Origin of the sequence: Polaromonas sp. JS666, assembly GCF_900103405.1 — a bacterium.
GTDB lineage: Bacteria > Pseudomonadota > Gammaproteobacteria > Burkholderiales > Burkholderiaceae_C > Polaromonas.
The window spans coordinates 673,406-698,084 of the sequence record NZ_FNHX01000001.1 but is presented as its reverse complement, the minus strand read 5'-3'; the positions used below and the strand labels follow the sequence as shown (position 1 = coordinate 698,084).

The window sequence follows — 24,679 nt, the reverse complement described above, 5'->3', positions numbered from 1 at the left end:
GGTCTTGTCCATCATGGCGTTTGCGGCGCCGCATCGGTTTCGCCGGGATGGCGGCTGAGCTGGCGCTCAAGAGGGCTGCGGCGGCGCAGCTTGTCCATCAACACGTAGACCACCGGCGTGGTCAGCAGCGTGAGCAGCTGGCTGGCGATCAGCCCGCCGATGATGGCGATGCCCAGCGGCCGGCGCAACTCGGCCCCTTCACCGAAGCCTATGGCCAGCGGCAGCGCGCCCAGGATGGCGGCCAGCGTGGTCATCAGGATGGGACGGAAACGCAGCAAACAGGCTTCACGCACCGCTTCCAGCGCCGAAATGCCGCGCGCGCGTTCGGCCTCCAGCGCGAAGTCGATGATCAGGATGGCGTTTTTCTTGACGATGCCGATCAGCAGGAAGATGCCTATCAGCGCGATGATGGAGAAGTCCAGCTTGAACATCAGCAGCGCCAGCACCGCGCCCACGCCGGCCGAGGGCAGGGTAGAGAGCACGGTGATGGGGTGGATCAGGCTTTCATACAGGATGCCCAGCACGATGTAGATCACCACCAGCGCGGCCAGGATCAGCAGCGGCTGCTGGCCTTGCGATTGCTGCGCGCTGAGTGCCGTGCCGGAAAAACTGCCACGCACATTGGTGGGCAAGCGTATGTCGGCCTCGGACTGGCGCACCGCCGCCTCGGCGTCGCTCAGCGTGAATCCCTCGGCCAGGTTGTAGGAGATGGTGGTCGAGAGTTCGCCGTCCTCATGGCTGATGGAGGCCGCCGTGGGGTTCTCGCTGAAACGCGCGATCGCCGACAGCGGGACCATGGTGCTGGGAGAGGTGCTCAGCACATTGCCGCTCGAGGAATCGCGCAGGCCGGGATTGGCACTGATGGTGGGCGTGGTGCTGCTTGTTGTGCTGCTTGTGGTGGCGGCCGAACTGCCGGATGTGCCCGTGCTGCCGGCCGTGCCTGAAGTGGACCCGGTGGCGGCCGTCGTGGTGCTTGTGGCGCTTGTTGTGCTGGTACTGGTGGCGCTGCCCGTGCCGCCCCCGGCATTTTTGGCCGGCACATAGATGTCCTTGAGCGACTCGGGGCTGCGCGTGTAGCGCGGCGCGACCTCCATGATCACGTGGTACTGGTTGAGTTCGGCGTAAATCGTGGCGACCTGTCGCTGGCCGAAGCCGTCGTAGAGCGCGTTGTCCACGTCGCGTGAGCTGATGCCCAGGCGCGCGGCGCTGTCCTTGTCGACGGTGACCATGGTTTCCACGCCGTTTTCCTGCTGGTCGGTGTCCACGTCGGTCAGCGCTTCCTGGGTTTTCATGCGCTCGGCCAGGCGCGTGGCCCACTGGCTCAGGTCGGCCGCGTTGTCGCTCTTGAGCGTGTACTGGTAGGTTGAATTGGTCTGGCGCCCGCCGCCACGCAGGTCCTGCACGGTGTTGAGGAAGAGGCTCACGCCCGTCACCTGCGCGAGCTGCGGGCGCAGCCGCGTGATCACGGCCTGGCCGCCTTCCTTGCGCTGGCCGACCGGCTTGAGGTTGATGAACATGAAGCCGCCGCCCGCGCGCGAGCCGCCGGTAAATCCGACCACGGTGTCCACCGCCGGGTCGGCGCGGATGATTTCGACCAGCTGCCTGAGCTTGCCCTGCAGCGCCTGGAAGGAGATGCTGCGGTCGGCGCGCAGGCCGCCGTTGATCTGGCCGGTGTCCTGCTGCGGGAAAAAGCCCTTGGGTGCTTTCACGTAAAGGTAGACGTTCAAGCCCACCACGGCCGCCAGGATCAGCATCACCAGCAGCTTGCTGTGCAGCGCCCAGTCCAGGCTGGTTTCATAGCTGCGGTGCACACGCTTGAAGGCGCTTTCAAACCAGCGCGCAATGCGGCCCGGGGGGGTGCTGTGCGCGTCGGGCTTGAGCAGCCAGGCGCACATCATGGGCGTGGTGGTCAGCGAGATCAGCAGCGAGATCAGCACGGCCGCCGACAGCGTGACGGCGAACTCGCGGAACAGCCGGCCTATCTGCCCGCCCATGAAGAGCAGGGGGATGAACACCGCCACCAGCGACAGGCTGATGGACAACACGGTAAAACCGACCTCGCGCGCGCCCAGCAGCGCGGCCTTGAAGCGGTCCATGCCGGCCTCGATGTGGCGGCTGGTGTTCTCCAGCACCACGATGGCGTCGTCGACCACAAAGCCGGTGGCCACCGTGAGCGCCATCAGGCTCAGGTTGTTGAGGGAAAAACCCATCAGGTACATCACGCCGAAGGTGCCCAGCAACGAGGCCACGGTGGCCACCGCCGGGATGATGGTGGCGCGCGCGCTGCGCAAAAAGGCGCTGACGACCAGTACCACCAGCACGATGGAGATGATCAGCGTGAGCTCGATTTCATGCAGCGAGGAGCGTATCGAGTTGGTGCTGTCGGAGGCGACCTGCAGGCGCACGTCCTGCGGCAGCTGGGCCTGCAGTTCGGGCAGCAGGTCGCGCACGCCGTCCACGGTTTCAATCACGTTGGCGGCCGGCTGGCGCGTGACCAGCACGATCACGGCCGGCTCGCCGTTGAACAGGCCCAGCGTGTTGGTGTTCTCCACGCCGTCCTGCACCTCGGCCACGTCGCGCAGGCGTATGGCCGCGTTGTTGCGCCAGGCGACGACCAGGTCCTGGTAGTCGGCGGCGCGGCGCCCGCCGCTGGCGGTGTTGGCGCCGGTGTAGATCTGGAAGCGCTGGCCGTTGCCCTCGATGGCACCGCGCGGCCGGTTGGCGTTGGAGGCCTGCAGCGCCGCGCGCACGTCTTCCGCGGCCACGCCGTAGCGGTTCAGTGCGAAGGGATTGAGCTCCACCCGCACCGCGGGCAGCGAACCGCCGCCGAGCTCGACGTCGCCCACGCCCGGCACCTGGGCGATTTTTTGCTGCACCAGGTTGGAGACTTCGTCATAGATCTGGCCCGGCGAACGCGTCTTGGAGGTCAGCGCCAGGATGATGACGGGCGCCGAGGCCGGGTTGGCCTTGCGGTAGGTCGGGTTGCTGCGCAGGCTGGCCGGCAGGTCGGCCCGCGAGGCATTGATGGCGGCCTGCACCTCGCGCGCGGCCGAATCGATTTTGCGGTTGAGGTCGAACTGCAGGCTGATGCGCGTCGAGCCGCTGCCGCTCGAGGAGGTCATTTCATTGACACCCGCGATGATGCCCAGTCGCCGCTCCAGCGGCGTCGCCACGCTGCTGGCCATGGTCGAGGGGCTGGCACCCGGCAAGGTGGCGCTGACCGAGATCACGGGAAAGTCCACCTGCGGGAGGGGGGAGACCGGCAGGACGAAGAAGGCGCCTATGCCGGCCAGAGCCAGGCCGATGGTTAGCAGAACGGTCGCGACGGGCCTCCGGACGAACGGCTCTGAGAGATTCATGGCCTGACTCCCTCGATCGAGCCAGGCCTGTCTTGGGCTGTTTGGTATTCGGTATTGGTATTCCTCTCCCCACCCCTTGTGGATGCGCCGAGGAGCGCAGGGCCAGACGGATCAGGGCAAAAACTTGTTTGAGCGAAGCGAGTTGTTTTTGACCCCGTCTGGACCGAGCACCGCAGGTTGCCCCGGAGCGAAGCGCAGGGGACGCAGGAACCAGGGTCGCCTTTCTTTTGCTTACTTTTCTTTGGCGAAGCAAAGAAAAGTGAGTTGCCGCCGGGCAACCCCCGGCCAGCAGAACTCGGCAGAGTGCACCCGGCTGGCAAGCAAAAAGAGGCTTTCACGCAAGAACCTCTTTCTTGCGCCCAAACCTCCGCCCCAACCGGTCAAACCCCAGATAGATGACGGGCGTGGTAAACAGCGTGAGCATCTGGCTCACAATCAGCCCGCCAAAAATCGACAAGCCCAGCGGCTGCCGCAGCTCGGCGCCCTCACCAAACCCCAGCATCAGCGGCACGGCGGCGAAGAGGGCGGCCAGGGTGGTCATGAGGATGGGGCGGAAGCGCAGCAGGGCCGCCTGGTGGATCGCTTCCTGGGGGGACTTGCCTTCGTTGCGTTCGGCATCAATCGCGAAGTCGATCATCATGATGGCGTTTTTCTTCACGATGCCTATCAGCAGGATGATGCCTATGATGCCTATGACCCCCAGGTCGGAGCCGCTGAGCATGAGGGCCAGCAGGGCGCCCACGCCGGCCGAGGGCAGGGTGGAGAGAATCGTCAGCGGGTGGATATAACTTTCGTAGAGCACGCCCAGCACGATGTAGACGCAGATCACGGCGGCGAGGATCAGCCACAGCTGGTTGGACAGTGAGGCCTGGTAGGCGCCGGCCGCGCCGAGGAAGCTCAGGGTCACGCTGCCGGGCAGGCCCACGTCCTTGGCGGCCTGGCGGATTTCGTCGACGGCGCGACCCAGGGAGGTGCCGGGCGCGGTGTCAAAGCCCAGGGTCGTGGCCGGGTACTGGGCCACGCGGGTGATCTGTAGCGGCGCGGGCTGCTCGCGTATGGTGGCGATCGCCGACAGCGGCGTGGTGCTGCCCGAGCTGGTCTTGAGCCGCAGCGCGCCCAGCGAGGCGGGCGTGGCCAGCGGGTCGGGCATGGCTTCGAGGATCACGCGGTACTGGTTGGTCTCGGTGAAGATGGTGGAGACGATGCGCTGGCCGAAGGCGCTGTACAGCGCGTCGTCGATAGCCGAAGTGGTGACGGCAAGGCGCGAGGCGGTGTCGCGGTCCACGTTGATATAGGCCGAGGCGCCGCTGGAGCCGGCGTCGGAGGCGACGTTGCGTACGCCGGGCAGCTGGCGCATGCGCTCGGCGAGCTTGTTGGCCCAGAGCACCACGGTGGCATTGTCCGAGCCCTCAAGCGAGACGCGGAACTGCGTGGGGCCGGTCTCGGCGTCAATCGTCAAGTCCTGGGTGGGCTGCAAATACAACGTCACGCCGGCCACCTGGCCGACGCGCTCCTTGAGCCTGTCCATGGTCTCCTGCTGGCTGCCGCTGCGGCTGGACTTGAGGTTGATCAGCATGCGGCCGGTGTGCAGCATGGTGTTGTTGGCCGCGTCCACGCCTATGAATGAACTCAGCGTTGCAACGTCCGGATCCTCGAGGATGGCCTTGGCGGCTGCCTGCTGCAGCCCGGCCATGCGGGCGTAGGACACGGACTGCGCGGTCTCGATGCGGGCCTGCAGCTGGCCGGTATCCTGCGTGGGGAACAGGCCCTTGGGGATCAGCACATACAACAGCACCGTGAGCAGCAGCGTGGCCAGCGCCACCAGCAGGGTCAGGCCCTGGCGCTTGAGCACCCAGGTCAGCCAGCGGTCGTAGTGGTGGATGACCTTGTCGAAAAAGCGCTGCATGGCCTGGCCGAAGCGACCGCCTTCGACCTCGCCCTCGGGGTGGCGCGTGAGCCAGCGCGCCGACATCATGGGCACCAGGGTCAGCGAGACCACCGCGGAGATCAGGATGGTGATGGCCAGCGTGACGGCGAACTCGCGGAACAGCCGGCCCACCACGTCGCCCATGAAGAGCAGCGGGATCAGCACCGCGATCAGCGAGACCGTTAGCGAGATGATGGTGAAGCCGATCTGCGTCGCGCCCTTGAGGGCCGCGGCCATGGGGTCCTCGCCTTCCTCGATGTAGCGCGAGATGTTTTCTATCATCACGATGGCGTCGTCGACCACAAAGCCGGTGGCGATCGTCAAGGCCATCAGGCTCAGGTTGTTCAGGCTGTAGCCCAGCAGGTACATCGCACCGCAGGTGCCGACCAGCGAAATCGGCACGGCCAGGCTGGCGATCACGGTGGCGCGCAGGCTGTGCAAAAACGCAAAAATCACCAGCACCACCAGCAGCACGGCCAGCACCAGCTCGATTTCGACATGCAGCACCGAGGCGCGTATGCCGGTGGTGCGGTCGCTGAGCACGTCGACATTGAGCGCGGTGGGCAGGCCGGCCTGCAGCTCGGGCAGGCGCGCCTTGATGGCGTCCACCGTGGCGATCACGTTCGCGCCGGGCTGGCGCTGCACGTTGAGGATGATGGCCGGTTTGAGGCCTGACCAGGCACCGAGCTTGATGTTCTCGGCGCTGTCGACCACCTGCGCGACGTCGGACACACGAATCGCCGCGCCGTTACGGTAGGCGATGACCAGGCGCTGGTAGTCGCTGGCGGCGACCAGCTGGTCGTTGGAATTGATGGAGTAGGAGCGTGTGGGTCCGTCAATGCTGCCCTTGGCGCCGTTGGCATTGGCGGCGCTGATGGCGGTGCGCAGCGAATCCAGGCCCAGGCCGTAGGAGGCCAGGGCGCGCGTGTCGGCCTGTATGCGCACGGCGGGGCGCTGCCCGCCGCTCAGCGAGACCAGGCCCACGCCGTTGACCTGGCTGATCTTGAGCGCCAGCCGCGTGTTGACGATGTTCTGTACCTCGGTGAGCGGCAGGGTGTCGGAGGTGATGGCCAGCGTGAGCACAGGCGCGTCGGCCGGGTTGACCTTGGCATACACGGGCGGGGCGGGCAGGTCGGCCGGCAGCAGCGAGCCGCCTGCATTGATGGCCGCCTGCACTTCCTGCTCGGCCACGTCCAGCGTCAGCCCCAGGCCGAACTGCAGCGTGACGATGGAGACGCCGGCCGCGCTGGTGGAGCTCAGCCGCTGCAGCCCGGACATCTGGCCGAACTGGCGCTCCAGCGGCGCGGTCACGGTCTGGGCCATGACCTCGGGGCTGGCGCCGGGATAGAGCGTCTGCACCTGGATGGTCGGGTAGTCGACCTGCGGCAGGGCCGACAGCGGCAAAAACTTGAAACCCACGAGGCCGGCCAGCACGATGGCCACCATCAGCAGCGAGGTGGCGACCGGGCGCAGGATAAACGGGCGTGAGGGACTCATGCGGCGAGACCCCTATTTTTCACTGCGCGACCCGCCGCCCTGGCGCTTTTCCCTCATGCCGCGCCAGCGTTCGAGCGCGGCGGGGTCGCCGGCGTCTATGGCCGCGAGAAAGCGCTGGCGGCGTTCCAGGGCCTCCGGGTCGTCCTTGACCTGGTCCAGCATGCGCTTGCGCTGTTCCGGGGTTGGGCCTTCAGCTGCGGCTGTGACCGGGGCTGAGGCACTTGCCGCGGGCGCGGAAGCCCCGGCGCCGGGCGCGGAGGCCGCGCCGCGCTGGCGCTTGCCGCCGCCGCCGGGCGGATCGCCGGGCAGGACCACGGACGCGCCATCCTTGAGCCGGTCCGCGCCTTCGGTGATCACACGCTCGCCCACCTCCAGGCCGGAGGCGATCACGACTTTGTCGACGGTGGCCTGGCCGCGCTTGATGGGCCTGAGCGAGACGGTGCGCTCCTTGGCGTTGACCACATAAACATACTCGCCGCTGCTGCCCATGCGCACGGCCGTGACCGGCACCACGATGGCGTTGTCGATGGTGCGCACCTGCAGGCGCACATTGACGAACTGGCTGGGGTAGAGCTTGAACTCGCTGTTGGCAAAGCGGGCCTTGGCCTTCACCGTGCCGGTGGTGATGTCGACCTGGTTGTCCAGCGAGGCGAAGCTGCCGGTGTCCAGCGTGACGGCGCGCGTCCTGTCGAGCGCGGTGACCTGCATGGCGATGCCCTTGGCGGCGTTTTGCTGCAGCTCGCCGACCTGGTCCTGCGGAATCGCGAAGACGACGTCTATGGGCGTGATCTGGGTGATCAGCGCGATTCCGTTGGCGTCGCCACTGCTCACCACATTGCCCACGTCCACGGCGCGCAGGCCGACGCGGCCGCTCACGGGCGCGACCACACGCGTGTAGCCGAGGTTGAGCCGTGCCGTGCCTTCGTTGGCCTTGTCGACAACCACGGTGCCTTCGAGCTGCTTGACCAGCGCGGCCTGGGTGTCGACATCCTGGCGGGCGATGGAGTCCTGCTCCAGCAGGGTTTTGTAGCGCTGCAGCTGCACGCGCGCGCTGTCGAGCTGGGCCTCGTCGCGCTGGCGCTGGCCGGTGGCCTGCATCAGCGCCATTTCAAACTGGCGCGGGTCTATGGTGGCCAGCAGCTCGCCGGCCTTGACCATCTGGCCTTCCTTGAACAGCACTTTCTGCATCACGCCCGAGACCTGGGGCGTGACCCTGACGCTGGCCTGCGGCGTGACGGTGCCCAGGGCCTCAAGAACAATCGGGATGCTGGCGCGTTCGGCGGTGGCCACGCCGACCGTGGTGGCCGGCGCGCCGCGCCGGCCGCCGGCAAAACCGCCGGCGGCGGCGTCGGCGGAAGGGTGGGTCAAATGCCAGGCCAGCCAGCCTATGCCGGCCAGGGCGACCACGGCGATCACGCTGCCTATGATGGACGTGCGGCGGCTGATGCGCTTGCGGGAAGGGGTTTGGGCGCCGGGCTGCGGCGTTTCGGCTTTCGGGTCCATCGGCTGTCCTTGGGTGCCCGCCGCGCCCACGGGTGGATGCGGCATTTTTTTGTATTGAATGAGGCTGTCGGCCAAGCCCGAGGGCCCGCTCGCACAGCGCTCAGGAATTATCACTGCTAGCCCATGGGCGCAGGTATACGCCCCGAAAGAGGCGCGTAAATATCCGGTAAAGCGGCCTTGGGCCTACACGGCGACGGGCAAAAAGGCCGTGTGGTTTCAGCCGAGCAGCGCGGCCACATCCGCCAGCCGCGGAATGCCGTCTATGGCACCGTGGCGCGTCACCGAGAGCGCGGCCGCCGCATTGGCCCATTGCATGGCGGCGGGCAGTGCTTCGCCGCGTGCCAGCGTGGCCGCGAGCGCGCCGGTAAAAGTGTCGCCCGCGCCTATGGTGTCGCGCACGGCCATGGTGCGGCCCGGTATCGATTGCGGCGCCTGGCCGGCCTGGTAGAGGCGGCAGCCGGCCGCGCCCAGCGTGACCAGCACGGCGCGTGCACCGCGCTCCAGCAGGCGCGCGGCGGCCTGGTCGGTCGAGCCGGCGTGCGCCTGGCCGGCCAATAGAAGGAGTTCGCTCTCGTTGGGCGTGAGCACGTCGACCAGCGCGAGCATCTCGTCGCCCAGCGGCCGCGCGGGCGCGGGATTGAGCACGGTCAACGCGCCGGCCGCGCGGGCCAGGGCAAAGGCCTGCAGCGCGGCCTCGGCCGGCACTTCGCAGGAAGCCATCACGACGCGGCAGCCCGCCAGCAGCGTGGCCGCGGCCTGTGCATGGCGCGCGCCCAGGCCGCTGCCGGCGCCGGGGTAGACGGCAATGCTGTTGTCGCCGTCTTCATAGACCAGGATTTGCGCGACGCCGCTGCGCTCGCCGGCCACCTGCTCGACATGCGAGGTGTCTATGCCTTCGGCATGCCAGAGCGCCATGCCCATGCGGCCGAAGTCGTCCTCGCCTATGCGGGCCAGCAGCGCCACGCGCGCGCCCTGGCGCGCGGCGGCCACCGCGGCATTGCTGCCCTTGCCGCCCGGGCTGATGCTGAAGTCGCTGGCCATCAGCGTTTCGCCGCGGGCAATAGGCCGCGCCACCTTGGAGATCAGGTCGGCGTTCCAGCTTGCGACGCAGACGACGTCGGCATTCATACGGGGAGTCACTTCGCTCCGTAACCCATGGTTTGGGGCAGCCAGAGCACGATCTGCGGGAAGCAGGTCATGGCCAGCAGCAACAGCAGGAGCATGACCAGGAAAGGCCAGCCTTCCTTCATCATCTCGCCGATGGGAATGCCGGTCAGCGCCTTGGTCACGAACAGCAGCATGCCGAAGGGCGGGTGGATCAGGCCGATCATCATGTTGAGCACCACCAGCACGCCGAAGTGCACCAGGTCCACGCCCAGCAGCTTGGCCGCGGGCAGCAGCATGGGCACAAAGACCAGCAGCAGCACCGAAACATCGAGGAAGCAGCCCAGCACCAGGAACATGACGTTCACCATCAGCAAGAAGCCGATCTGCGAGAAATGCATGCTGTCGACCCACATGGCCATGGCCTGCGGCACGCCTTCGGCGGTGAAGGCGTAGTTGAGCATGAAGGAGCCGGCCAGGATCATGGTGATCACGGCGCTGGCGCGCGTGGATTCCATCACCACGCCCCAGAAACTGCGCCAGGTCAGAGCCCGGAACACCAGGGCCGCGAGGATGAGCGCATGCAGGGCCGCCACGGCGGCCGCTTCGGTCGGCGTGAAGATGCCCGAGTAAATACCGCCGAGCAGCACGATGGGCATGGACAGCGGCAGCGCGCCGCGAAAGATCAGGCCGGCCCATTCCGAGCGCGGCACGGGCTCGTCGCGCGGCATGTTGCGCTTCTTGGCGATGATCGCGACCACGCCCATCATGAGGCCGGCCATCAGAAAGCCCGGTACGACGCCGCCCAGGAACAGCGCGCCCACCGAGGCGCCCGAGACCAGCGCGTAGATCACCATGGGGATCGACGGCGGGATGATGGGGCCCAGCGTGGCGCTGGCCACCACCACGGCACCGGCAAAACCGCGCGTGTACTCGGGCTTCTTGAGCATCTGGCGAATCGTGACCAGGCCGGGGCCGGCGGCGTCGGCGATCGCGCTACCGCTCATGCCCGAGAAGATCACGCTGACCAGGATGTCCACCTGTGCCAGCCCGCCGCGCATGCGGCCCACCAGGATGCGGCAGAAGTCGAAGATCCGTTCACTGACCGTGCCCGCGTTCATGATGTTGGCGGCGAACACAAACAGCGGCACGGCCAGCAGCACATAGCTGTTGTACAGGCCGTTGCCGATCTGCTCGGCCACCAGGCCCACGTCCTGGCCCTTGGCCACGAGATAGCCTATGCCGGCCGCGATCATCGAAAAACCGATGGGCATGCGCAGCAGCATGCCGCCCGCCAGCACCGCAACCAATATCCAGATTCCGCTTGTCATATACGCAGCTCCGCTTCAAGACCCTTGCCACGGATCGCGTTCCAGATCGCCCAGGCCGAGCGAACCGCCAGGGCGGCGAGCAGCAGCACAAAAGGCATGAAAACCCACTGGAAAGACACGCCCAGCACGGGCGTTCCCTCGCGGGCCATGAAGTGCACATAGTCCCAGCAGCCCGGGATGCCCCAGGCCGCAAGGCCGCCGATCAGCAGGTTGCCGACAATGGCCATGGCCTGGCGCGCGCGATAGGGCACGCTGTTCCAGACCAGGTCGAAGACCACGTGCTCGCGCTCGGGCACGACCACGGCGGCGGCCCACAGGATGACCCAGACATACAGGATCACGGCGGCCTCGTCGGTCCAGGCCAGGGGCTTGCCGAAGAAAAAGCGCGCCGTGATCTGGATCACGAACACGATGAACAGGGTCAGAAAGAGTCCGCCGCCAATCAGGTTGGCGGCCTTTTGGGGCCAGCTTTTCATGGGCGTTGTGGTGTTTGCCGCGGGACTTATTTGGTCGCGTTGATGCGCTCAAGCAGGCCCTTGGGCCAGACCTTGGCGTACTCGGAGTTCAGATAGGTGGTCTGCACCGTCTTGCGGAAGGCGTCCACGTCGGGTGTGGTGACCTGCAGGCCTTCCTTCTTGAAGAAGTCGACCAGCTGGCCTTCTTCCTTGATGCGGTTTTCGTTGTTGTAGACCGCCGCCGCCTGGGCCGCCGCCTTGACCTTGGTCTTTTGCGCCGGGCTCATGGCGTTCCAGGCCTTGTTGGAAATCGAGATGAAGATGCCGTCCACCAGGTGGCTGGTCATGACGATCTGTTTGGTGACTTCATAGAACTTGGCGGCGCGCACCGAGGGCAGGGGATTGTCCTGGCCGTCTATGGTGCCGGTTTTGAGGCCCAGGTAGACCTCGCCGAAAGCCAGTGGCGTGGGCGTGGCGCCCAGCGCCTCGCCGAGGAACAGCCATTCCTTGGAGCCCGGCATGCGCAGCTTGATGCCCTTGAGGTCGGCCGGCACCTTGACGTTATGGGCCTCGCGCAGGTTGACCTGGCGCGTGCCGAGGTAGACGGTGGACAGCGGGGTCACCTCCATCTTCTCCGAGACGGTCTTGAACATCTCGGTGCCAATGGGGCCGGAAAACACCTTTTGCTGGTGGTCCGGGTCACGCACGATGTAGCCGGCGGTGAAGATGGAGAACTCGGGCACCAGCTTGGCGATGTCGAAGGCCGAGATCGAGGAGAGCTCGAGGTTGCCGCGCGCCATGGCGGTCGGCTCGGTACCCTGCTTGAACAGCGAGGCGTTCAGGTTGATCTGCACGTCGAATTCGCCGGGCGCGCTTTTTTCGAGGTTGTCCTTGAAGACCGTCCACATCTTGGCGTGCCAGTCGTCGGGCACGGCCGGGGTAGAGACGCGCAGCACCATCTTGCTCTGGGCCTGGGCCGCGGGCAGCAGCGTGCCCATCAGCAAGGTGGCGGAGGCCGCGGCTAAAAGGGTGCGGCGAAGGGTGGACGAGAGGGAAGTCTTCATGGTTGTCTCCTTTTTTAGGTCAATCGTTGTTGGGCTCATGCCCCGGGGTCGGCGTTCGGCAGTCACTCGGATTTTGTATCAATCCCGAAAGCGCTGATGGTTTTTTCCAGCGCCTTGTATTCGTCGGCGGTCAAAGCCACCAGCGGCGCGCGCACGCGCAGCCAGGCGGCATCGCCGCTCAGCATGGCCATGATGCCCTTGAGCGCGGGCATCAGCGAGTAGCCGTCCAGCAGGCCTATCAGCTTGATCACGCGCTCGCGTTCGGCGGGTGTCGCCGGCGCGGCGGGTTCGGTCACCAGGCGTTTGACCAGGCGCGGCATGAAGTTGGCCACGCCGCTGATGGCGCCGGTGCTGCCGCGCTTGCCCATCTCGGGCAGGTCGGGTTCAAAACCGACGTAAACCGTCATGTCCTTCATGAAGGCATTGGCCAGGCCCACCGAGTGTTCGGTGCTGCAGGCGCTGTCCTTGATGCCGACGATGGTGTCCGGGTATTGCTTCTTAAGCGTGGCGATCACGTGGTGCGACAGCGGCACGCCCGTGACTTGGGGGATGTGGTACAGGTAAAGCTTGAAGGGCGTGCCGGCCATGCCGTCGATGACGTAGCGGTAGCTGTCGATGATGCCCTGGTCGGACACGCCCTTGAGGAAAAACGGCGGCAACATCAGGCAGCCGTGCACGCCGGCTTTCACGGCGTGGCGCGTGAGCTCCAGCGTCTCGGGCAGGGCGGCGCAGCTGGTCGAGACCATGATCTGCCTGGCGGGAATGCCGTTCTTGATGAGCTGCTCTATCGCCTCCTTGCGTTCGGCCAGCGAAAAGGACGGGCCTTCGCCCGTGGTGCCGAAAGCCGTCACGCCGGGGCAGCCGCTGGCGATCAGCGCCTTGCAGTGGGCGGCGAACTTGGCGTGGTCTATGTCCAGGCCGGCCGTCAGCGGCGTCAGCAGGGCGGGCCAGATGCCGCGAAAGGAATTTTCGGCGGCGGGAAAGGAACTCGTCATTCAGGGATCTCCAGAGACCACGGCATTGCGGGCCGCGGCAGGCCGAGCACGCGTCGGTGCGCGCTCTCGATGTGATGGCCCAGGCGGTCGACCACGGCTTGCGGGTCGCGCCGCTTGAGGGCATCGATGAACCAGAGGTGCTCTTCCATCGCGGGAATCAGCACATCCGGGGAAAGGGAGGAGGCTTCGAGCTTGATCAGGCGCACCCGCAGGCTGTTGATGCGGTAGACCTCGGAAATCAGCTCGTTGCCCAGCGTGTCTATCATCAAGTCGTGCAGGCCCCAGTCCACCGTGGTGGCGTCTTCGAGCAGCGCGTCGTCGATGGCCTTTTTGCGCGCGCGCTTCACGATGTTGAGGTGCGCCTGTTCAATCGCGGCCAGGTCGGCGTCGGACACCGTGGTGACGAAGCGGCTGGCGGCCTCGCGCTCGAGCAGGCCGCGCAGCTGGAAGGCGTTGTTGATCAGCTTGAGGTCCACATGGGCCACCTGCAGGCCACGCTGCGGCACGGTCTTGACCAGGCCCTCGGCTTCCAGCCGCGGGATCAGTTCGCGCACCGCGCCCAGCGGCATGCCCAGCAGCTGCATGAGTTCGCGCTGCGAGACGAACTGCCCGGGCCGTATGTTGGCGTCGACGATTTGCTGCTGGAAACTTTCATAAGCCTGCGCGCGCAGGCTGATGGGGGCGGGGGGTGTGGGGTTGCTCATCAGCTCAGCCGTGGTCGCTCGCGATGACGCCCTTGCGCAGCAGGATGTTGCCGTACTTGCGCTGCTCGCCGGTCTGAAGAATCAGGAAGGCCGATTGCGCGCGTTCGTAAAACGCAAAACGCTCCAGCGAGGCGGCCGGGCGCTCGCCGGCCTGGTGCAGCACGGTGGTAAATTCGGCCACCGGCGCGGGAACGGCCTCGGGGTCGCCCACCACCTGCATGGTCCAGGCGGCTTCGGGCACGAAGTCGTCCAGCGGCAGCAAACGCAGCACGGCGGCCAGCGCCTGCGGGGCGGTGGCGCCGGCCAGTTGCACCAGCCGGGCGCCGCTTTTGCGCGCCACCTGGGCGGCCGGGAAATTGGCATCCACAATCGCCAGGTCATCGCCATGGCCCATGCTGGCCAGGGCATGCAGGGCGTCGGGCGTGAGCAGCGGTGGAATGTTCTTGAGCATGGGAGCAAGCGGTCTTGGCAGGGAGGCCCGGTTTTTGTGAAAACCTCGGGATTTCCCGCTGTCGATAACTGACATGTTAGTCATAACATAACTGAACTTTTATTAGGATTAACCCTGAAACTGGTTTCTACATGACGACTTTGGACATGGCCCCTGTGTTTTCCGCCTGTAAAGAAAGCGGCCTGCGGCTGGGCCTGGGCGGCGCGCCGCTGGGCAACCTGTTTGCCGCCGTGAGCGATGCCGAGGCCAGGGCGCTGGTCGACGCGGCCTGGGCCGACGGCTGCCGCACTTTCGACACCGCGCCGCATTACGGCCACGGCCTGTCGGAGCGGCGGCTGGGCGACGCGCTGCGCGGCCACCCGCGGGACAGCTATGTGCTGTCGAGCAAGGTGGGCCGGCTGCTGGTGCCAGACAAAAACGCGGCGCGCGCCCAGCACGGTTATGTGGACATCCTGCCCTTTAACCAAGTGTGGGACTTCAGCGCCGCGGGCACCCGCCGCAGCGTGGAAGACAGCCTGCAGCGCCTGGGCCTGCCGCGGCTGGACGTGGTCTATGTGCACGACCCGGACGCAGCCTCGCACGGCGAGCGGGCACCGGCCGTGCTGCGCCAGCTGCTGGATGAAACCCTGCCCACGCTGCGCGCGATGAAGCACGAAGGTTTGATACGCGCCATCGGCCTGGGCACCAATGATGTGGAAGTGGTGCTGCAGGTGCTGCGCGAAGCTGGGCTGGACGTGCTGATGCTGGCCGGGCGCTACAGCCTGCTGGACCACAGCGCGCTGCCGGCGCTGCTGCCGCAGTGCGCGGCGCGCGGCGTGCGCATCGCGCTGGGCGGCGTGTTCAATTCGGGCATCCTGGCGACCGGCGCGCGCGGCGGCACCGCCAGCTTCAACTACGCGCCGGCCGCCCGCGAATGGCTGGAGCGCACGGCCCGCATCGAGTCGGTTTGCGCGGCGCACGGCGTGCCGCTGCGCGCGGCAGCCCTGCAGTTTCCGCTGGCCCATCCGGCCGTCGACATCGTGATGCTGGGTGCTCGCCGGGTCGCCGAGTGGGCCGATGCGGCGGCCATGATGCGGCACCCGATTCCCGCGGTTTTCTGGGCGGATCTGCGCGCCCAGGGCCTGTTGCCTGTGGAGGCACCGACACCATGAAGATCATTGATGCGCACTTTCACTGCTGGCAATTGGCGCGCGGCGACTACGGCTGGCTCACGCCGGCGCTGGCGCCTCTTTACCGCGATGTGGCCGTGGCCGACTGGCAGGCGCAGTCGCGGCCGCACGGTGTGCGCGGCGGCGTGCTGGTGCAGGCCGCGCCCACCGAGGCGGAAACACAGTTCCTGCTGGACCAGGCCGACGCCAACCCGGCGGTGCTGGGCGTGGTCGGCTGGGTCGACATGCTGGCGGCCGACGCGCCGCGCCGCATAGAGGTGCTGGCGCGGCACCCGCGGCTCAAGGGCTTGCGGCCCATGCTGCAGGATATCGCCGACCCTCAATGGATATTGCAGCCCGCGCTTGCCCCGGCCCTGCATGCGATGGTTGATTGCGGCCTGGTGTTCGACGCGCTGGTCAAGCCCGTGCACCTGCCGCACATCCTGACCCTGGCCGGCCGCCACCCCGGGCTGCGCATGGTGATAGACCACGGCGCCAAGCCCGATATCGCGGTGGGCCAATGGCAGCCCTGGGCCGAGGGCATCGCGCACATCGCAAAAGAAACGCAGGCCATGTGCAAACTCTCGGGCCTGCTGACCGAAGCCGGTCCGCGCCCCGCGCCGGGCGCGGTGCGGCGCTGGGCCGAGCATGTGCTGCAGAGCTTTGGCACGGACCGTGTGGTCTGGGGTAGCGACTGGCCGGTGCTGGAGCTGGCCGCTCCTTACGCGCTGTGGTGGGCGGTATCGCGGCAATTGCTGGAAGGCCTGGACATGGAAAGCCAGGCGGCGGTGATGGGCGGCAACGCGATAAGGCTTTATGGGCTTCACATTCCCCAAAAAAGTGGCGTCCCTAAAATCGCCGTATGACCGAAACCGCTGCCTCTTCTTTTTCTCCTTCCCTGCGCGTCTGCCGCGCCGACTATGCCGACCCGGTGCACGCGCGTGCCCTGGTGCAACTGCTCGACAGTTATGCGCAGGACCCGGCCGGCGGCGGCAAGCCGCTCAGTGATTTCGCCAAAACCCATCTCGCGCGGGAACTCGCGGCGCGCCCGCAGGCCTTCAGCGTGCTCGCGTTCGACGGCGACGAGGCCGTGGGCCTGGTCAACTGCATCGAAGGTTTTTCCACGTTTGCCTGCCGCCCGCTGGTCAACATCCACGACGTGGCCGTGCTGCCCGACCACCGCGGCCGGCGCATCGCCGAGAAAATGCTGGCGCTGGTGGATGAGATCTCGCGCGAGCGCGGCGCCTGCAAGCTGACGCTGGAAGTGCTGCAGGGCAACCTGGGCGCGGTCAGGCTGTATGAGCGCGTGGGCTTTGCGGGCTACCAGCTGGACCCGGCCATGGGCCAGGCGCGGTTTTTCCAGAAGTGGCTGGACTGAGCGCTACGGCCAACCAGGCTTTGAGCCGTTCGCGGGCTCAAGCCTTGGGTTGCTTGGAGCCTGCGCTGCGAGAGGAAGCGCCGGCGCGCGCGACCAGACGCTCCAGGTAGCTTTCAAACAGGTCCCGGGACGCTTGTTTGAACATGCGTATCTGCCCTGTGTGGCTGAGCACCAGCAGCCCGACCGTGTGCGTGAACAAGGCCGTGATTTCGGCAAGCGCCTCGGCGGCGGGCATGCCAAGCGCCTCAAGCGCCTCCTGGGTGGGCAGCAGCGCATCGCGCAGCCGCTGCTTCAGGCGCTCGTCCAGCTCAGGTGCCAGCCCCCGCGGCTGCATGCCCTGGAACAGGTAAAAACCGAGGTCCAGGTCGCGCGGGTTGTCGCGGTAGAAATCAAAAAACGCGGCTGCCGTGGTGCGGCCCACCGCCGCCGCTTCGCCAAGGGATTGCGCGCGCGCGGCCAGGACCTTTTCGTTCAGGCGCTCCAGCGATTCGCCGAGCAGGGCTGCGTAAACCTCTTCCTTGCTCGCGAAGTAGCTGTAGATCGCGCCCGGCGTGTAGCCCGCGCGCTGGGCGATCTCACGGATGCTGGTGCCTTCGAGCCCATGCTCGAAAAATACGGCGCGCGCCGCATCGAGCACCAGGGAGCGCCGGACATCCGTGAGCGCTTGCCGGCGGACGTCCCGGGCCACGGAAGGCCTCTGCACCGTGCGCGCACGGCCAGGTTTGCCGGGGCTGCCGGTTTTGGAGGGTTTGATCATTGGGGAACACTTTAACGCCTTGAGAAGTTGGTTAAACAGTGTTTAATTAAAAAAACCACTGTCCAGCTTCCAGCTGGGCACGCTTGCGCGCGGCTCAATCCCGGTGCGGGGCGGTCGCGGACGGGTCGTGCAGCAGCATCAAGGCCGCGAAAGCCAGCAACCCGAGCGCCGCTGAAAACCACAGCGCCTGGGCGCCAAAGCGGTCAATCGCCAGGCCGAACAGCCAGGGCGCGGTGGCCTGCGCAAAGCGCGCCGGCACCATCAAGAGGCCCTGGCGCGCGCCATAGTCGCGCACGCCGAACAGCACCAGCGGCAGCGTGCCTTTGGCAATCGTCAGCACACCGTTGCCGGCGCCGTGCAGCACGGTGAAGACCGCGCCAGCGGGTACGCCGAAAAACAGGAAAGCCGCCGCGCCCAGCGTGTGCAGGCTGCCGGCCACGCGCGCCGAGACCAGCGGGTGGATGTTGCGCAGCAGGCCGTATTCGAGCAGCCGGCCGGCCACCTGCGCGGGGCCGACCAGCCCGGCGAAGACCAGCGCGGTGGCCAGCGGCACGCCATGGGCCTGCAGCAGGCGCGGCAAATGTGAGGCCATGGCCGTGCTGATAAACCAGGTCACCGCAAATACCAGCGCCAGCAGCACCGCCGTGCGCGTGCCGCTGCCGGATGTGGTTGATGTGGCGGATGCGGCCGCTTCGGGCGGGGCTGGGTCCGCAGGTGTTGCGGCATGAAGGTCTGATGCAGGCGAAGCCGGCAGCCGCCAGTTCAGCGGCAGGCCCAGCAGCAGGTGCAGCGCCGCCCAGGCCAGGCAGGTGGCGCGCCAGCCCCATTCCAGCTCCAGCCAGGCCGACAGCGGCCAGCCCACGGTGCTGGCAAAACCGGCGAACAGCGTGATGCCGGTGATGGCGCCGCGCGCATCCTTGCCGTACAGGTGCACCAGCGCGGCAAAGCCTGCTTCGTAAAGGCCTGCGGCCATAGCCACGCCAAGGATCACCCAGCCGGCAAACAGGCCCACCGGCCCCTGTGCCAGAGCCAGCACAACGAGGCCCGCGGCAAACACCAGGCTGTTGGCGCTGAGTACCGGCCGGCCGCCATGGCGGTCTATGGCCTTGCCCGCGGCCGGCCCCAGCAGGGCGGAGACCACCAGCGCGGCTGAGAAAGCGGCGAACACGGTGGGTGTGCTGACGCCCAGCTCGCGCGCCATGGGCACGGCCAGGATGGCGGGCACGTAGTAGCTGGAGGCCCAGGCCAGGGTCTGGGCAATGCCCAGCTGGACGATGGTGGCGGCGCGGCTGCTTGTTCGACTCACGGCTGCAAGGGTAGCAAGAAAGGCCGCGGACCTCAGCCCTGGCCGGCGCTTGCCTGTTGCCCGCCCAGCGCCCGATGCAGCGCCACGCCCACCAACGCACCTGCGGCTTGGGCCAGCACAAAGCCGGGGGCACTGGCCGGCGCAATGCCGGCAAAGCTGTCCGAGAGCATGCGGCCCAGCACGGCCGCCGGGTTGGCGAAGGAGGTGCTCGCTGTGAACCAGTAGGCCGCGCCTATGTAGCAGGCAACCATGGCCGGCGCCTTGGCCGCGGGCGCGCGCAGCACGACGAGAATCAGTCCGGCGGTCGCGACGGCCTCGGCCAGCCACTGGCCTGCGCCGCTGCGGGCTTTGCCGCTGAACTGAAGCAGGCTCATGTCAAACATTGCATGGGCCAGCCAGGCGCCGGCGACCGCGCCCAGCAGCTGGCTGGTGATCAACAAAAGGGTTCTTGGCGTGCGCTCGCCGGAGGCCGCTGCTTTGGGCCCGAGCACCAAGGTCACCAGCGGGTTGAAGTGCGCGCCGCTGACCGGGCCCAGCAATTCAATCAGCACATAAAGCGCGAACACCGTGGCCAGGGTATTGGCCAGCAGGGCCACGCCCATGTTGCCGGCCGAAAGCCGCTCGGCCATGATGCCCGAGCCTATGACGGCGCAGAGCAGGGCGGCCGTGCCTGTGAACTCGGCGACAAGCTGGTATGTAAGGCGGGGCTCCTGGCTTTGGGGGGCCGCTGCAGGCTTTAACAGCACGCCGCAGCCGCGCCCGATGGTTTGCTCTGCGCCGCGGCGCAGCAGGCCGAAGCGGCGGCCGGCTTCACCTCACTGAACACCGGGATGCTGCCCAGCGTGTGGAACTGTTCCCAGGCAATGCCTTGCGGATCGGTGAGCCAGTATTTGTCGCTGCGGGCGTAGCAGCAGGTGGTGGGGCCTTCGTCGAGCAAGGTCATGTCGGCCCGGGTCGCGTTGGCCTTCAGCGCCTCCAGCTCTTCAGCCTGGTCGACCTGTATGCCCAGGTGGTCCACACCGGGCGCATCACCGCGTGTGGAGATCGCGAAGTTGACCGGCGGGTCGCTGAGCATCCACTTGGCGTAGTCGGCTTCGGTGCGCGCGGGCTGCTGGTCGAACATGGCTGAATAAAAGGCGATGTTTTTTTCGAGGTCTTTGACGTGGACGTGGACGTGGACGTGGAAGCGTTTCATGGTGCTCTCCTGGGGTGGTGGGATGGTGGGGTGAGGGGGACGGGATCAGCAGGTGGCGCAGCCGGCCTGCGGGCCGACTTCGCAGGCGCCGCCTTCGCAGCAGTGCTCGGTCAAATAGCCGAGCAGGGCGTTCATCTGGCCGAAATTGGCGCGGTAGATCAGGTTGCGGCCGCGCGCCTCGCTACTAACCAGGCCCGAATGCGAGAGTTCCTTGAGGTGGAAAGACAGCGCGCTGGCGGCAATGCCCAGTTGTTCGGCGATGGTGCCCGGCGTCAGTCCCTCGGGGCCGGCCACCACCAGGGCGCGAAAGGCGCGCAGGCGCTGGGCCTGGGCCAGGGCGGCCAGCGCCTTGACGGCGGCGCTTTCATCGAGGACGGCCGATGGCTGGGTTTGCATTAAAGATTCCATGATTCAAATATAATTGAATTATTGAATCGATGCAACTTGCCGTATTCTCAGCCCCTCTCGTTTCTCCCTTCTCTTTCTCAACCCGTCCACTTCCAGGAGCGAAACCGCATGTCAGCCGTCCCCAAGGTCACGATTTACCACAACCCAAAATGCGGCACTTCGCGCAATGTGCTGGGGCTGATACGCAATGCCGGCATAGAGCCCGAAATCATCGAATACCTCAAGACGCCGCCCACGCGCGAGAAGCTGCGGGAACTGATTGTGCAGATGGGCGTGCCCGTGGGTGACGTGGTCCGGCAAAAAGAAGCCATCTACCAGGAGCTGGGCCTGGGCGGGCAGGACGACGAGGCGCTGCTGGATGTCATGCTGGCCCATCCCGTGCTGATCAACCGGCCCATCGTGGTCACGCCGCTGGCCACGCGGCTGTGCCGGCCCTCGGAAGCCGTGCTCGACATCCTGCCCTTGCCGCAGCGCGGCGCCTTCGCCAAAGAGGACGGCGAGCAGGTCATCAATGAGCGCGGCGAGCGCGTGGCCAAGCCTTAAGTCCCGCCGTATTGTTTTTATCCCGGCGCGCGAACCCGCGCGCTGCGGTCTCCCCCGCGGATTTCTACTCCGCCTTCTCCCGGCCTGTGGCTTTCCAGCCACTCCTTCAGGCTCGCCGCGCCGTGTCACACAACTGCCATTGAACTGACACGAACGCGTCACCCCCCACTCCCAGAATCACGTCATGACCAGCATGACTGAGCACCCGATGGGACTCTCTTCACATGACAGGCAGGACACAGGCGCCGCCCGCGGCCTGGGCGCCGGCATACAGGACTTGAACAAGCAGTGCCTGCGCATCCTGCGCTGCACGGCCCAGGCCCTGGCCAACAGTCCCGGCGGCCTGCGCTTCAAGGCCGGCACCCGGCCCTGGCTGGAAGGTTTGTCGAACGCGCGGCCGGCGCTGATGGCCGGCCTGGGGCGGCCCGGCAAGGCGGTTTCGCTGTCCGCTGGTGATTGAGTGTCCAAGCCCCTTTATGGGGCTTTTTTACAGGCGGCGAAGAAATGCCGCGCGTCAGTGAGCTTGCCGAAGTTGTTGAGACACAAGGAAACAAGGAACAAGGAGTTAGCCATGAAAGAACTGCCCAATCCCACTTTTGCATTGTCGCCCGTCGCAATGCCACGGGGGTCACTTCATCAAAGCGGTCATGCTGTCAGTCCAGCCCCTGTTCAAAGGGCTCCCGTGGGCAAAATCTCGGTCAGCTGGGCCCGGCACCAGGACGAGGTTCGGCAGGCGCAGCGCCTGAGGTACCAGGTCTTCGCGCTCGAGATGGGCGCCACGCTGTCCAAGACGCTGCCCGGCCACGACGTGGACCTGTTTGACGATTATTGCGAGCACTTGCTGGTGCGCGACGCCGACAGCCTGGAAGTGATTGGCACCTACCGCGTGCTCACGCCCACCCAGGCCAAGCGCGTGGGCAGCACCTACAGCGACACCGAATTCGACCTGACCCGCCTGCGCGCGCTGCGCGAGCGCATGGTTGAGCTGGGCCGCAGCTGCGTGCATGCCGACCACCGCCACGGCGGCGTGATCCTGGCGCTGTGGGGCGCGTTGGCCGAATTCATGTCGCGCAACCAGCTCGACACCATGATTGGCTGCGCCAGCATCCCGATGCAGCACAACGGCGTGTCCAACGGCCACGCGGCCGCCAGCATCTGGCGCCAGGTGCGCCAGACGCATCTGGCCCCTATCGAATACCGCGTCACGCCGCGCCTGGCGCTGCCCGTCGAGAAGCTCGACGACACGCTGGACGTGGAGCCGCCCGCGCTGATCAAGGGCTATTTGCGCCTGGGCGCCAAGGTGCTGGGCGCGCCGGCCTGGGACCCGGATTTCAATTCGGCCGACCTGCCCATGATGATGCGCATCGCTGACCTGCCGCCACGCTACCTCAAGCATTTTTCCGGCAAACCGGTGCCGGGCAACGCCACGGAGGCCTGATGCGCAACATGTTTGACGCCATGGGGGCGCTGGGCAACGGCTTCGACGGGGGCGGGGACGAGCACGACGATGACGATTTGCTGCGCAAGCGTTACCGAACCATCTTCATCTCCGACATCCACCTGGGCACACCGGGCTGCCAGGCGGCGGCCCTGCTGGATTTTCTCAAGGCCCACCCCAGCGACAACCTGTACCTGGTCGGCGACATCGTGGACGGCTGGCAGCTGCGCCGTCGCTGGTACTGGCCGCAGTCGCACAACGACGTGGTGCAAAAGCTGCTGCGCCGCGCCCGCAAGGGCTGCCGCGTGGTGTATGTACCAGGCAACCATGATGAGTTTGCGCGTGAATTTATCGGCAACCAGTTCGGCGGCATCGAGGTCATCGATGAAGCCGTGCACACCACCGCCGACGGCCGCCAGTTGTGGATCATCCACGGCGACTACTTCGATGCGGTGGTGCAGTGCGCCAAGTGGCTCGCCTACGTGGGCGACAACCTGTATGAATTCACGCTCAAACTCAACCGCTACCTGAACGGCCTGCGCGCCCGCATGGGCCTGCCTTACTGGTCGCTATCGGCCTACCTGAAACAAAAGGTCAAGAGCGCGCTCAATTACGTCACCGATTTCGAGGTGGCGGTGGCCAACGAAGCGCGCCGGCGCGGCCACCAGGGTGTGGTCTGCGGCCACATCCACCGCGCCGAGATGCGCGAGATCAACGGCGTGCTTTACTGCAACGACGGCGACTGGGTGGAAAGCCGCACCGCGCTGGTTGAGAACTATGACGGCACGCTGGAGCTGGTGCACTGGGCTCCCTCGAACGAAAACCGTCGCCGGGAGCCGCTGCAAAACGTGGGCGGTGCAGAGGACTCTCCTCTTTTCGAGCCGGGGCCGCGGAACTGGCTTGGCCAGGCCGCAGGCGCAGCGGCCCCCTCGGGGGGCAGGACGCTACACGAAGTGAGCAACCGTAGGGGCGAGGTGCAGGCATGAGGATCGCCCTGGTCACCGACGCCTGGCAGCCGCAGGTCAACGGCGTCGTCACCACACTGGTGGAACTGGTACGTGAACTCGCGGAGCTGGGCCACCAGGTGGAAGTCATCCACCCGAATCTCTTCAAGACGCGGCCTTGCCCCGGTTATGCCGGCATAGACCTGGCGGTGCGGCCCAAGCGCGGGCTGACCGACAAGCTGGATGCCTTCCAGCCCGAAGCCATCCACATCGCCACCGAAGGCCCGCTCGGCTGGGCGGCGCGTGGCTACTGCCTCAAGCGCGGCCTGCGCTTTACCACGGCCTTTCACACCAAGTTCCCCGAGATCCTGCATGCGGCGCTCAAAATCCCGCTGTCCTGGGGTTATGCGCTGTTCCGCCATTTCCACAGGCCTTCGTCGGGCGTGATGGTGCCCACCCAGGGCGTGCTGCGCATGCTGGAGCAGCGCGGCTTTCAGAACCTGCGCGGCTGGACGCATGGCGTGGACACAGCGCTTTTCGGCTTCGAGTCGCAGCCGCGCCCGCACCCGCCCATGGGCACGCTGCTGCGCCCGGTGTCGCTGTTTGTGGGCCGGGTGTCGTACGAAAAAAATATCGAATCCTTCCTCAAGCTGGACATCCCCGGCACCAAGGTGGTCTGCGGCGTGGGGCCGCTGGAAGAGTCCCTTCAGCAGCGTTACCCCCAGGTTCGCTGGATGGGCGTGCTGGCCCGCGACGAGCTGGCCAAGGTCTATGCCGCGGCCGACGTCTTTGTGTTCCCGAGCCGCTCGGAAACCTTCGGCCTGGTGATGCTCGAAGCCATGGCCACCGGCACGCCGGTGGCGGCCTATCCGGTCGACGGCCCGCTGGAAGTGCTAGGCAAAGGCGACGGAAGCTGTCACGGCGGTGTCATGAACGAAGATTTGCAACAGGCTTGTTACGGTGCGCTGGCCGTGCCGCGCCATGAAGCACGCCAACGCGCGCTGGACTTCAGCTGGGGCCATGCGGCGCAGCTTTTTGAGTCTTTCCTCGTAGCCGCTGGACACAACAAGGTCATGGGCAGCACTTGCCAGCCTTTTCAGGCCGGTGCACCATCAGTCAAAAGTACTGTCACGCCATTGTCATGAAACACGTCAACACTGTGACTTGTTACT

General features: G+C 66.5%; 23 protein-coding genes. 8 read left to right on the top strand and 15 right to left on the bottom strand.

Annotated features, from left to right (window positions below; all coding sequences use genetic code 11):
• Positions 1–11 precede the first annotated feature (11 nt).
• The 10 genes from BLQ85_RS03410 to BLQ85_RS03365 form a co-directional block, all read right to left on the bottom strand.
• Positions 12–3,359 carry an efflux RND transporter permease subunit gene (locus BLQ85_RS03410; protein WP_074574785.1) on the bottom strand — a complete coding sequence of 1,116 codons (3,348 nt, stop codon included), beginning with the start codon at positions 3,357–3,359 and terminating at the stop codon, positions 12–14.
• A 334-nt stretch (positions 3,360–3,693) separates the two neighbouring features.
• The gene (locus BLQ85_RS03405) at positions 3,694–6,783 is read right to left on the bottom strand and encodes an efflux RND transporter permease subunit (protein WP_074574783.1); all 3,090 of its coding nucleotides are present in this window, start codon (positions 6,781–6,783) and stop codon (positions 3,694–3,696) included.
• Between the two features lie 12 nt (positions 6,784–6,795).
• Positions 6,796–8,286: an efflux RND transporter periplasmic adaptor subunit gene (locus BLQ85_RS03400; RefSeq protein ID WP_074575148.1), complete on the bottom strand. Its 1,491-nt coding sequence runs from the start codon at positions 8,284–8,286 to the stop codon at positions 6,796–6,798.
• 216 nt (positions 8,287–8,502) lie between these two features.
• On the bottom strand, positions 8,503–9,414 hold the full coding sequence (locus tag BLQ85_RS03395) for a ribokinase (protein ID WP_074574781.1): 912 nt from the start codon (positions 9,412–9,414) through the stop codon (positions 8,503–8,505).
• 8 nt (positions 9,415–9,422) lie between these two features.
• A complete protein-coding gene (locus BLQ85_RS03390) occupies positions 9,423–10,721 on the bottom strand; it encodes a TRAP transporter large permease (protein ID WP_074574779.1) in 1,299 nt (432 codons plus the stop codon).
• Positions 10,718–11,197, bottom strand: coding sequence for a TRAP transporter small permease (locus BLQ85_RS03385; RefSeq protein WP_074574777.1), 480 nt, complete (start codon positions 11,195–11,197; stop codon positions 10,718–10,720). The genes BLQ85_RS03390 and BLQ85_RS03385 overlap by 4 nt, the downstream gene beginning before the upstream one ends.
• Before the next feature lie 26 nt (positions 11,198–11,223).
• On the bottom strand, positions 11,224–12,240 hold the full coding sequence (locus BLQ85_RS03380) for a sialic acid TRAP transporter substrate-binding protein SiaP (protein WP_074574775.1): 1,017 nt from the start codon (positions 12,238–12,240) through the stop codon (positions 11,224–11,226).
• A gap of 62 nt (positions 12,241–12,302) precedes the next feature.
• Positions 12,303–13,235, bottom strand: a complete 933-nt coding sequence (locus BLQ85_RS03375; RefSeq protein WP_074574773.1) for a dihydrodipicolinate synthase family protein — start codon at positions 13,233–13,235, stop codon at positions 12,303–12,305.
• The gene (locus tag BLQ85_RS03370) at positions 13,232–13,939 is read right to left on the bottom strand and encodes a GntR family transcriptional regulator (RefSeq protein ID WP_074574767.1); all 708 of its coding nucleotides are present in this window, start codon (positions 13,937–13,939) and stop codon (positions 13,232–13,234) included. Before BLQ85_RS03370 ends, BLQ85_RS03375 begins: the two co-directional genes overlap by 4 nt.
• Positions 13,940–13,943: 4 nt before the next feature.
• On the bottom strand, positions 13,944–14,390 hold the full coding sequence (locus tag BLQ85_RS03365; protein WP_074574765.1) for an RbsD/FucU family protein: 447 nt from the start codon (positions 14,388–14,390) through the stop codon (positions 13,944–13,946).
• Between the two features lie 131 nt (positions 14,391–14,521).
• Here BLQ85_RS03365 and BLQ85_RS03360 point away from each other — a divergent pair, with 131 nt between their 5' ends.
• From BLQ85_RS03360 to BLQ85_RS03350, 3 genes are read left to right on the top strand one after another with little or no spacing between them, the layout of a single operon-like run.
• Entirely contained in the window at positions 14,522–15,541 is a 1,020-nt protein-coding gene (locus BLQ85_RS03360; RefSeq protein ID WP_217631796.1) for an aldo/keto reductase, read from the top strand.
• Entirely contained in the window at positions 15,538–16,404 is an 867-nt protein-coding gene (locus BLQ85_RS03355; RefSeq protein ID WP_074574763.1) for an amidohydrolase family protein, read from the top strand. The genes BLQ85_RS03360 and BLQ85_RS03355 overlap by 4 nt, the downstream gene beginning before the upstream one ends.
• On the top strand, positions 16,401–16,916 hold the full coding sequence (locus tag BLQ85_RS03350; protein WP_074574761.1) for a GNAT family N-acetyltransferase: 516 nt from the start codon (positions 16,401–16,403) through the stop codon (positions 16,914–16,916). Before BLQ85_RS03355 ends, BLQ85_RS03350 begins: the two co-directional genes overlap by 4 nt.
• 37 nt (positions 16,917–16,953) lie before the next feature.
• Here BLQ85_RS03350 and BLQ85_RS03345 read toward each other — a convergent pair whose 3' ends face one another.
• From BLQ85_RS03345 to BLQ85_RS03325, 5 genes are all read right to left on the bottom strand, one after another.
• Positions 16,954–17,673 (bottom strand): TetR/AcrR family transcriptional regulator, encoded by a 720-nt coding sequence (locus tag BLQ85_RS03345; protein ID WP_083336718.1) that lies wholly within the window; start codon positions 17,671–17,673, stop codon positions 16,954–16,956.
• A 94-nt stretch (positions 17,674–17,767) separates the two neighbouring features.
• Positions 17,768–18,979: an MFS transporter gene (locus BLQ85_RS03340; RefSeq protein ID WP_074574758.1), complete on the bottom strand. Its 1,212-nt coding sequence runs from the start codon at positions 18,977–18,979 to the stop codon at positions 17,768–17,770.
• 32 nt (positions 18,980–19,011) lie between these two features.
• On the bottom strand, positions 19,012–19,722 hold the full coding sequence (locus BLQ85_RS03335) for an aquaporin (RefSeq protein WP_074575145.1): 711 nt from the start codon (positions 19,720–19,722) through the stop codon (positions 19,012–19,014).
• Positions 19,716–20,174, bottom strand: a complete 459-nt coding sequence (locus BLQ85_RS03330; RefSeq protein WP_074574756.1) for an ArsI/CadI family heavy metal resistance metalloenzyme — start codon at positions 20,172–20,174, stop codon at positions 19,716–19,718. Before BLQ85_RS03330 ends, BLQ85_RS03335 begins: the two co-directional genes overlap by 7 nt.
• Positions 20,175–20,219: 45 nt before the next feature.
• Positions 20,220–20,570, bottom strand: coding sequence for an ArsR/SmtB family transcription factor (locus tag BLQ85_RS03325; RefSeq protein WP_074574754.1), 351 nt, complete (start codon positions 20,568–20,570; stop codon positions 20,220–20,222).
• 120 nt (positions 20,571–20,690) lie between these two features.
• On the opposite strand from BLQ85_RS03325, the gene arsC reads away from it, so the two are divergent.
• From arsC to BLQ85_RS03300, 5 genes are all read left to right on the top strand, one after another.
• Positions 20,691–21,125, top strand: coding sequence for an arsenate reductase (glutaredoxin) (arsC, locus tag BLQ85_RS03320; RefSeq protein ID WP_074574751.1), 435 nt, complete (start codon positions 20,691–20,693; stop codon positions 21,123–21,125).
• 184 nt (positions 21,126–21,309) lie between these two features.
• A complete protein-coding gene (locus tag BLQ85_RS03315; RefSeq protein WP_074574749.1) occupies positions 21,310–21,585 on the top strand; it encodes a hypothetical protein in 276 nt (91 codons plus the stop codon).
• Positions 21,586–21,696: 111 nt separating this feature from the next.
• Positions 21,697–22,563 (top strand): GNAT family N-acetyltransferase, encoded by an 867-nt coding sequence (locus BLQ85_RS03310; protein ID WP_074574746.1) that lies wholly within the window; start codon positions 21,697–21,699, stop codon positions 22,561–22,563.
• Positions 22,563–23,549 (top strand): UDP-2,3-diacylglucosamine diphosphatase, encoded by a 987-nt coding sequence (locus BLQ85_RS03305; protein ID WP_254779673.1) that lies wholly within the window; start codon positions 22,563–22,565, stop codon positions 23,547–23,549. The genes BLQ85_RS03310 and BLQ85_RS03305 overlap by 1 nt, the downstream gene beginning before the upstream one ends.
• Entirely contained in the window at positions 23,546–24,652 is a 1,107-nt protein-coding gene (locus BLQ85_RS03300; protein WP_074574744.1) for a glycosyltransferase family 4 protein, read from the top strand. The genes BLQ85_RS03305 and BLQ85_RS03300 overlap by 4 nt, the downstream gene beginning before the upstream one ends.
• Positions 24,653–24,679: the final 27 nt, after the last annotated feature.